The 9,164-nt window shown below is 61.9% G+C and carries 9 protein-coding genes, 1 tRNA gene and 1 riboswitch; of the genes, 5 read left to right on the forward strand and 5 right to left on the reverse strand.

Annotated elements, in window-relative coordinates; all coding sequences use genetic code 11:
• The 3 genes from Q1X90_RS06545 to Q1X90_RS06555 all read right to left on the reverse strand — a co-directional run.
• On the reverse strand, positions 1-908 hold a 908-nt coding region (locus Q1X90_RS06545), incomplete at its 3' end, for an ABC transporter transmembrane domain-containing protein (RefSeq protein ID WP_300768285.1).
• A gap of 375 nt (positions 909-1,283) precedes the next feature.
• Complete coding sequence (locus Q1X90_RS06550) at positions 1,284-1,532, reverse strand: GlsB/YeaQ/YmgE family stress response membrane protein (RefSeq protein WP_300768287.1); 249 nt, start codon at positions 1,530-1,532, stop codon at positions 1,284-1,286.
• A 243-nt stretch (positions 1,533-1,775) separates the two neighbouring features.
• Positions 1,776-1,848 (reverse strand) — tRNA-Arg (locus Q1X90_RS06555).
• A 113-nt stretch (positions 1,849-1,961) separates the two neighbouring features.
• A riboswitch (TPP riboswitch) is annotated at positions 1,962-2,063 on the forward strand.
• A 54-nt stretch (positions 2,064-2,117) separates the two neighbouring features.
• Between Q1X90_RS06555 and Q1X90_RS06560 the strand changes: the two genes are divergently transcribed.
• From Q1X90_RS06560 to Q1X90_RS06575, 4 genes are all read left to right on the forward strand, one after another.
• On the forward strand, positions 2,118-2,789 hold the full coding sequence (locus tag Q1X90_RS06560; protein ID WP_300768289.1) for an ECF transporter S component: 672 nt from the start codon (positions 2,118-2,120) through the stop codon (positions 2,787-2,789).
• Positions 2,749-3,918, forward strand: coding sequence for a phosphotransferase (locus Q1X90_RS06565; protein WP_300768291.1), 1,170 nt, complete (start codon positions 2,749-2,751; stop codon positions 3,916-3,918). Before Q1X90_RS06560 ends, Q1X90_RS06565 begins: the two co-directional genes overlap by 41 nt.
• Before the next feature lie 178 nt (positions 3,919-4,096).
• The gene (locus tag Q1X90_RS06570; protein ID WP_300768293.1) at positions 4,097-5,065 is read left to right on the forward strand and encodes an ABC transporter substrate-binding protein; all 969 of its coding nucleotides are present in this window, start codon (positions 4,097-4,099) and stop codon (positions 5,063-5,065) included.
• A 139-nt stretch (positions 5,066-5,204) separates the two neighbouring features.
• The gene (locus Q1X90_RS06575) at positions 5,205-6,275 is read left to right on the forward strand and encodes an endonuclease/exonuclease/phosphatase family protein (RefSeq protein WP_300768295.1); all 1,071 of its coding nucleotides are present in this window, start codon (positions 5,205-5,207) and stop codon (positions 6,273-6,275) included.
• Positions 6,276-6,328: 53 nt separating this feature from the next.
• Here Q1X90_RS06575 and Q1X90_RS06580 read toward each other — a convergent pair whose 3' ends face one another.
• Positions 6,329-6,592 (reverse strand): exodeoxyribonuclease VII small subunit, encoded by a 264-nt coding sequence (locus Q1X90_RS06580; RefSeq protein ID WP_300768300.1) that lies wholly within the window; start codon positions 6,590-6,592, stop codon positions 6,329-6,331.
• A gap of 148 nt (positions 6,593-6,740) precedes the next feature.
• Positions 6,741-8,081: an exodeoxyribonuclease VII large subunit gene (gene xseA, locus Q1X90_RS06585; protein WP_300768297.1), complete on the reverse strand. Its 1,341-nt coding sequence runs from the start codon at positions 8,079-8,081 to the stop codon at positions 6,741-6,743.
• Between the two features lie 328 nt (positions 8,082-8,409).
• On the opposite strand from xseA, the gene nrdD reads away from it, so the two are divergent.
• The coding region (nrdD, locus tag Q1X90_RS06590; RefSeq protein ID WP_300768302.1) for an anaerobic ribonucleoside-triphosphate reductase at positions 8,410-9,164 on the forward strand (755 nt) is incomplete at its 3' end.

The following is a 9,164-nucleotide window of genomic DNA, read 5'->3' on the forward strand; positions in this document are numbered from 1 at the left end:
AGCCTCACCCCGGTGGCGGCCACGATGATGGCGGTGATCGAGCCAAAGGGGTCGGATTGTGTCATGAGGGCTGCGGCCACGGTCGCGGCGATAACCGACAGGTATATGGCGGTGTCGGCTCCGATCAAGCTGCTCAGCTGGCCGCCAAGGAGACGCATGGTGGCTTTGCGGAATCCCTCGGAATCCTTGCGTAGCTTCACAGCTTCGCGTCCGTCCGCGTCAAAGATCTTCAGGGTGTCCAGACCGCGCAGGGCCTGCTCGAAATGGACGCCGCCCTTGTCGTATCGCTGCAGATGGGCTATCTGCGTGCGGATGTCCTTCTCGCGGGTCATGTTGGCGGCGAAGGGCATGATGAGCATCCCCACGGCGACGATCGCGGCGCTTGCGATGTTGATGGGCCCGAGAATGGCGATCGCAGCGAGGATCATCAGAAGCGATTGGATCAGGGTGGGAAGGAACACCGTGAAATAGGTGCTGACCGATCCCACCCCTTCGGTGGCGAGGAGGGAGAGGCTTTGATGTGGCATGGAATCGGGATGTCTGCCGTCATCGCGCTCGCCGATCGCGGCCGGATCGAACAGTGAGAGATAAAGGTCCGCGGCCAGCTCCTCGCCCATGCGCTGGGTTATGGCACCCGCCGTGCGGTTGGAGATGTGCCGTGGGGCCACACGGATGATGGCCAGCGACACAAGGACGATGGCCGCCGTGAGCGGTGTGGACGACAGGGCTCCCCAGACCGAGTCATCGGTAAGATTCCATGGGACCCAGCCGACTGACCGCGCCACGGCGAGGATCGCGACAACCGCGGCCAATGAATCGATCAGGGCGCATATAGTGCCAAGCGCCGCGATGATCAGCGAACCGCGAAGGTCCGCTCCCGGTAGTCGGAGAAGATTTTTGTCGATCATGGGGAATGCCACGTTCCATTCGTCGTGCTTGAGTTGCGGTCGGCGTGGATGCGTCGGACCGCATGGCCTCAGCAAGACTAAGGTGACTTGGGCCGTGGGGTCAATACCTGATGGCCGCATTCATCGGGATGCGTAGCATTTCTGGTGGCCTACGAGGATTCGTCTCGATGCTTCGCGGTCACGGAGACGTTGTGGGTCGGAGCGTGCCTCTTTGATGGCGTGGGGGGGGTGGTCGTTGGATGCGACGAAGCCGGCGCGGCCCGTGTGGGTCGCGCCGGCTTCATTGGATTATGTGATGGTCCGTTCACGCGTGAAACGTCACATCGCGGTGTCCGCATCCATCGCAGTGCCCGCATGCATCACAGCGCTGCTTGGTTACTTGGAGATTTTCGCCATGATGAACGACACAACCAGAACGACGATTACCGCTCCGAGAATGGAGGGGATAAGCGCCATACCCGCAAGGCTGGGGCCCCAACTTCCCAGCAGTGCCTGCCCGACGGATGATCCGACGAGACCCGCCAGAATGTTGGCGATCCATCCCATGGACTCACCCTTGCTGGTGAGCGCTCCGGCGATCGCACCGATGATGGCTCCAACGATCAATGTCCAAATCCAGCCCATGATAACCCTTCTTTCCTTAGTTGACGCTTGTTGTTCGGGTCGCAGCACCCGTCTGGCCTTTCCCCTTGAATGCCGTGCGCCCGGGGGCGCGTCGTCATATTCCACGATAAGCAAAGGTGAGTTGATTTTTTGGTTGTTCTCCATAAGAAGAAATAGCAAATCTAAGTAGGTTTTTTTGGTGTAGGTGATCAACCCGCCAGAAAAGCGTTTCCCCGCTCTTGGAAAGCGGGGAAAACGGGAGAGTGCCCGAGATGCGATTCGAACGCACGACACCCGCTTTAGGAGAGCGGTGCTCTATCCCCTGAGCTACCCGGGCAACGGTTGACCATTGTACACGCGACGCAAAGTATACGACACCGCGGACGATGTGTTGCAATGGATTGCGGCATGCCTCTCTTTGACAAGTCGCGCTCGCTCCGTATGCTGTCATCGTTAAGACACGGGAGCCGTTGAGGCTGAGAGGGAGACTATGTCTCCGACCGTTGAACGTCAGGCGGGCAATGCCGCGGACGAAGTCAATGATTGTCACCTCGGCTCCCACCACGCATGGACCGGTCAATGACCGGTCGAGTAAGGAGCGAGCCAGTGCGCGATGCAAATCGTCCGCAGTCATTCACCACACCTCCATCCTCTCTTCGATGGCGGCCGGTCGACATCGCGGTGGCCTCCGTCATCGCAGTCGCATCCGGTCTGGTGTTCTGGGCGTGCGATCTGGTGGTGATGGGCCCCTACACTGTTCTGAACTCGGCTGTTCCTGGCTTGGCTGGGCTGCTCAGCGGATTCTGGTATTTCGCCGGGGTGCTGTCCATGCTCATCGTGCGCAAACCCGGAGCCGCATTGTATGCCGAGGTCGTCGCAGCCGCGTTGGAACTGACTCTGGGCAACGAATGGGGTGCTGGGGGATCTCTGGCCGCGGGGATATGCCAGGGTGTTTTCACCGAGATCGCCTTCATCCTGGTGATGTACCGCGTGTGGAATGTGTGGGTCGCCAGTTTGGCGGGCGCCTTCGCCGCCGTGGGCGGCCTCGCATATGCGTTCGTCGTGATGTACGCGGGCATGAATCTCACAGGGGCGTTCGTCGTGATCAACGTCGTTGCCAATCTCGTTTCCGGGGCGTTGGTGTCGGGGGCTCTGATGTGGCTGTTGCACCGTGCCATAGCTCGCACCGGCGCATTGGATGCCTTCGCGGCCGGCAGGGAGGTTCGGGCGCGGGGCGATGGTGGCGGCGACGTCGGGAGCGGCGATGGATTCCGGTGACGATCCCCAGCTGGACATCGTCGCCCAGCGGTGGCCTGACATCACGCTTGCCGAGGCGGACTCCCTTGTTGGCCTGATCCGCGGCGGTGACGGTGTCCGCGCGAGGGGCATGGCATCCCATAGTGGGCGGCCAACCGCGGCCGCGGCCTTGGTGGACACCTCGCGCGGACTGCTTTTTATCAAAAGGTACACACGGTCCGTCAGGGATGTGGAGACCATCACTCCCTACCATCGTTTCGTCGCGTATCTCGCCGATAGGGGTGTGCCCACTCCACGTTTTCTTGGGTTCGAATCCACGGATGGCGGAACCGTTCTCGTGCGGGGGGACTTCGTCTACGAGGCGTATTGGGCGGCTGCTGGTGAGGATGAGTACGGGAGCGCGCTGACGTGGGATCCGCCGCGCGCTCCGGATCATGCCCGGTCGTTGGGTGCCTTTCTCGCACAGATTGACTGCGCGGCGGCGGGATTCGATGAGCCGGCGTTGGCGCCCAATGGGATGTCCAATTCCTTCGGGGTTTTCGCCCAGGACGACATCGACGGCGCGGTGGAGTCCTGGTTGGAGTGTCGCCCATCCGTACGTGGGTATCTCGCGATTACGGACCGTGACCTTCATGCGGACCTTGATGTTGTCAGGACATATTCCCGGGCGTTGTCTGGCGTGTACCCGACGCTGGAGGAGCGCTGGACGCACGGCGACCCCCATGTCTCGAACTTCCTGTGGAAGGGGGGAAGACCCGCCGCGGTCATCGATTTCGGACTGGCCGACCGGAACACCGCGGTGTTTGACGTGGCGATGCTTCTCGAACGCCATTGCATCCAGTGGGTGGATGTGATGAACGGGAAAGACGATGCCTATCGCATCGACGTGGCACGCGATCTTCTCGAGGGGTACACCTCCGTGAGACCGCTGTCCGATATTGAGAAAACCGTTCTTCCTGATGTTCTGGCGATCAGCCAGGCTCAGTCGGGACTTTCCTGGCTGCAGTATTACATGGACGGCACTCATCGGATGGAGGATGCGGCCTGGTGCTACGACGTCTGCTTTCTGGCTCACACACGGTGGTTCGGATCCGATTCGGGGCGCAGGTTCCTTGACGCGCTGCGCGGGATTCTCGACGAGGTCGACTGATTCCTCGATGGCCGATCGTCGGCGGCCCGGCATCCGGCGCTATAACGACGGCGATGTCCGCGATGCCACGAAGCATCGGGCCACCGCGCAGCATCGGGCCACCACGCGGGCATGCCGGCAATGCATATAAACGGCAATCGATATATAAAAACGGCAATATAGATGGAGAACAGCAATCATGCTTAAAGTCAGACTCGAATATGTCCATCCGTGGACAAACCATGCCGGAATGTACCTTGCCCGTGAGCGGGGGTTGTATGCCGAGAAGGGCATCGATCCGGAGTTCACCAGTGGGGATTTCTTCCGTGGCGACCCGGCGTACCTTCTGGCCCGTGGGGAATGCGACATAGCGCTCGTGCGTCTCAACCAGCTCCTGTTCCACCAACAGGGCGAGGCCTCGCTTATTTCGGTGGCGGTGATGAACCAATGCCAGATTGGCGGAATCATCACGAATGCGTCCACGGGAATCAGACGATTCCGCGATCTTGAGGGCAAAAGGGTGTGCATTCCGATGGGCGTCAAACGGCTGTACACCGAGCTTGAGCAGGCGGTGACCAAGGATGGAGGGGACTTCTCGAAGGTGATCGCCATCGATCCTGGTGAATGGGAGCCGGACATCCGATCCGTCGAACGGGGAAAGTTCGATGCGTTCATCAACGTCGCGTGGTGGGAGCCCTTCCAAGGGTCGCAGCCCTTTGACCAGGTCGTCACCCTGCCGTTCGACTCAATCGACGTCGCTCCGCACCACTCGTATTATCTGTCCGTCCGCAGGGAGTTTCTGGATCGCAACCCCCAGCTGGTGCGCGACTTCCTGGATGCCACCACCCGCGGATACGCGATGGTGCGTGAGGACCCGGAAGCTGCTGTCGCGGCTCTTCAACCGGCGTTGTGCCACATTGATCCCGATGTGCTGTCCGCCTCGTTGGACGCCGTGATGCCCTCTTGGTATGACCGTGAGGGCCATTGGGGAACCGCGGATCTGAGGATGGTGCGCTCCTATACCCAGTGGATGGGTGAGCATGGGCACCTCAGCGTTCCGCTCGACGCGGCGATGGCGGCGATCGACGGAGGATGCGTGAGCAACGCGTTGCTGCCGTGGTCGATGGATCCCGTTCCGAAGCGGCTGGCGCTTCCCGACGTGGGATGATCGCGTGGGATGATCGTGATCCCCCCGGCCCCGTTCGTGCGGGAACCGGGGGGATTGTTTATCCGACCTGTCGTACGCGCCTTTCAGGGCGCTAAGGTTGTCGCAATCGTGGAGGAAGTCGCGCGTAAGGAGGTCGCACGTGCATCAGGAAGCCGCGCAAGGGACGGAAGGAAAGGGAGTGGGCATGTCGGTGGGGGCATCATCGGGGCGACGCCATCGTCTTCTTGGAGCGTTGGCGGGATTGGGCACCTTTGCTGCGGCACTCAACGCGGTGGCCCGGCAGCTGCCCTCGTGGTGGCAGTCCCAGCCCTATGTTCCGATTCTTGTGTCGCTGACTCCCTGGTTCGCGGTGGTGGCCCTCGTCGGTCTTGTCCTGGCGTTGATCTCGAGAAGATGGTTCGTGGCCCTTATCGCATTGTGCTGTCTGGTCGCGCAGGGGTGGTGGCAGTATCCGTTCTTTCATGGGACGTCCACGCTGTCGAGCTCCACCACCACTGCGGTCGGATCGGCGAGCGTGCGGACCGATGATGATGCCGCACGTGTGATGACGGCCAACGTGTACCGCGGCCATGCCGATGCCCAGACGATCGTCGACATCGTGCGCGATCAGCGCGTGGAGGTTCTTACGCTTCAGGAGACCACCCCGAAGTTCGTGACGGCGCTGAAGAAGGCGGGAATCGAGGACTATCTGCCCTATTCGGTGGTCTCCTCGGCCGATGGGACATACGGGAATGGTCTGTGGTCGGCCGCGGCGCTGGCGAATCCCTCCGACGACGAGGTCGATTCCCTGTCGTCGTTCATGCCGGCGGGAACCGTTGATTTCGCGAACGGGCGATCGGTGCGTTTCGTGTCGGTGCATACCACGTCGCCGAAGCCGGGAAACTGGACCATGTGGCGGACGAGTCTGGAGGATGTCGCCAAGTTGGGGTCGACCACGGGCAAACGTTACGTTCTTATGGGGGATTTCAATTCGACGGTCGACCACACGCCCTTCCGCGAGCTTCTGGGGAGTCGTTTCAGTGATGCCGCATATGAGTCCGGACACGGGTTCACCTTCACATGGCCCGCGAATCGCAGCTGGCTTCCCGCCTTCAGCGGGATCGACCACGTCGTCATCGACAAGAGAATCACAGCGGGTCAGGTGACGGTCGTCAGCATTCCCGGTTCGGATCACAAAGGTCTTCTCGCAACGCTTCAGATCGATGCCTGATGATGGCGGACGCGCGGGAGAGAGCGGCGGGTTTCGGTGTGGTCCGGTCGCGTTTAGTCGAGATTTGACTGGGTCCCGGCGGTGTCCGCAGTGGATTGCTGCTGGGCCTGTGCCGCGTCGAGTTTCGAGCGCACCTGGTCGAGCAGTCCCTGGGCTCGCGTTGCCAGAGCCTCGCCAAGTTCCCATTGCCGCATGGATTGGTCGAGGTTGAGTCCGCCCGCCTCCAGGGTTTGGACGACGTGGATCAGCTGGTCGCGGGCCTGCTCATAGGAGAGTGCCGCGATTGCCACGCGTTCCTTGTCGGTCAGTCCAGACATGGCCTCTCCTGTGGTGGTTGCGTCATTGCCGACATTGCCGGCTTGGTCGGTGGATTGTGGGGATGCGCCCTCGATTGTTGTGTCGTTGACGGATCCAGCGGTGGTGTTGGGGGTGGTCTGGTCGTTCATGGTCGATGGTGTCCTTTCGCTATCGTGCTTGTGCCGTCGTGTCGTCCGGATTGGATGGCTGTGGAGGGTGGATTCCGGTGACGGTCGCGGTGATTCCTCCGTGTTTGAGCGTGACGGCGATCTCCTCGCCGTTCGAGACGGATCCGCAGTCTGCGAGCACATGACCGGACGCCGTCTGCACGACCGCGTAGCCACGATCCAGCGTGGACTGCGGGCTGAGCGCGGTGAGCGAGGCATGGAGCCGGTCGATGGTCATGGCGGCGTCGTCGACTATCTGTGTCATTCCATACGTCATCCGGCGCTTCGCATCGTCGACGAAGCGCTGGTGGGGCTCGAGCATCGTCCAGGGCCGGGTGAGGCTGGGGCGGTTGGCGTAGCCCTCGATGAGACGCGTCTCGTTGGCCAGCAGCGATTCGGTGCGCAGCCGTATCTGTCCCAAGGCCCCGGCGACGAGCTGCCATTGCTCCCGCACGTCGGGGACGACCTTCTTCGCGGCGTCCGTGGGCGTGGATGCGCGCAGGTCGGCGGCCAGATCGATCAGGGTCCAGTCGTCCTCATGGCCGATGGCGGAGATAAGAGGGGTGGAGCACTGGGCGGCGGCCCGGACGACACCCTCGTCGGAGAATCCGATCAGGTCCTCGAAACTTCCCCCTCCTCGCGCCACGATGATGACGTCGACGTCGGGATCGGCGTCAAGTGTTCTGATGGCGGCGATGACGTCCGACGGGCATTGCGCACCCTGGACATGCGCATGTACCACGCGGAAGCTCACCGCAGGCCATCGCAGGTTCACGTTGGTGATGACGTCGCCCTCCGCTCGGGCCTGCGGCGCGCATATAAGGCCGATGCGATGCGGGAATTCCGGAATGGCGACCTTGCGGTCGGCGTCGAAAAGTCCCTCGCCTTTGAGTTTGCGCCGCAGGGCGTCGATCAGCGCTTTGAGGTCGCCTGTTCCCAGACGTCGGATGTCGTCCGCGACGAAGCTGAGCCGCGTGGCCTTCATCCAGACGTCGGCGCGCCCGTGGACGACAACCCTGTCGCCCTGCCGGAAGTCGCGCGCCTTGGCCACGAAATCGCGGAATCCCATGACTGGCAGGGATATCTCCTCGGTGTCGTCGCGCAGAGTGATGTATCCGGATGTCGAGCGGCGCATGTTGATCTCGACGATCTGTCCGCGCACCCACGCCTGGGGCCAGCGTTGAACGGCATCATGGTACTTGCGGCTCAGTACGCTCACGGGCCAGGGGTTCTCGGCGGTCGTGTCGCGCGCGAGCCGGGGAAGCTCCGCGGCTCGGCTCTCCGGAGCCGGGTTGTCGCCGAAAAGGGCTCCTGACGAGGGATTGTCTGGTGCGGCGTTCATGGCTCCACAATCTCGCGGGCGAGGGACATTGCGGGGGATGCCGCGAGGCATTTCGGCCTTGTCTGAAATGGTTCAGGAGGGCGGTCCACAGGGGGATACGGCGCGACACGCGGGCTCAGCCGCGTGGTGGCGGCCTTTGCGGCAAAACACGATATGTAGTGCTTTGCATTCATTCACGTCACTAGATAAAGTGTTATCTGTAGTGAGTTACGCGCGTGTAATTTGACGCGCCGCGGTTCTTGGCCGAGTGGTTATGGCCGTTATGGACCGTGTGGTGGAGTGCGATGACGAGTCCGGGGAGTTTTCCGGAGCGGAAGGATACAGGGACATGGACACGCAGATGATGGACGATGTCAACGTGGTGACAGCGGAGAAGAAGGTTCTCGTGGAGAAGCGGGATGGCCGTGTGGTCGACTTCGATCCCATCAACATCATCGCCGCGGTGAAGTCGGCCTTCCTCGACCTTGACAAGCATATCGGTCCGCAGGAGAAGCAGATTATCCGGGAGCTCGCCGCCCAGGTGGAGGGGGAGATCAAGGAGCGCTACAACGGTCCGGCGAAGATCGAGGACATCCAGAACCTCGTCGAGCACGGGCTCATCGAGGACCACCTGTACGACGTGGCCCGCAGCTATACCGCGTATCGTCTGAACAAGGATATCGAACGCGCCAAGGCGACCGACATCAACGAGGCGGTCAGTCGTCTCGTCAATCGTGACGAGAGCCTTGTGCGCGAGAACGCGAACAAGGACTCGAACGTCTACGCGACCCAGCGCGACCTCCTCGCGGGGGCGGTCTCCAAGGCCTCGGCCTTCTCCATGCTTCCCGACGCCGTCTCGAACGCCCACATGAAGGGCGACATCCACTTCCATGACGCCGACTACTCGCCGTTCACCGCCATGAGCAACTGCTCTCTGCCCGATTTCGGCGACATGCTCGCGCATGGCTTCGCGCTGGGCAACGCGATGATGGATTCGCCCAAGTCCATCGGAACCGCGGCGACCCAGATCACGCAGATCATCAAGGACATCGCCGGAGCGCAGTATGGCGGGCAGACGGTCAACCGCGCCGACGAGATGCTTGA

This window comes from uncultured Bifidobacterium sp., from assembly GCF_949292005.1.
Taxonomy (GTDB): Bacteria; Actinomycetota; Actinomycetes; order Actinomycetales; family Bifidobacteriaceae; genus Bifidobacterium.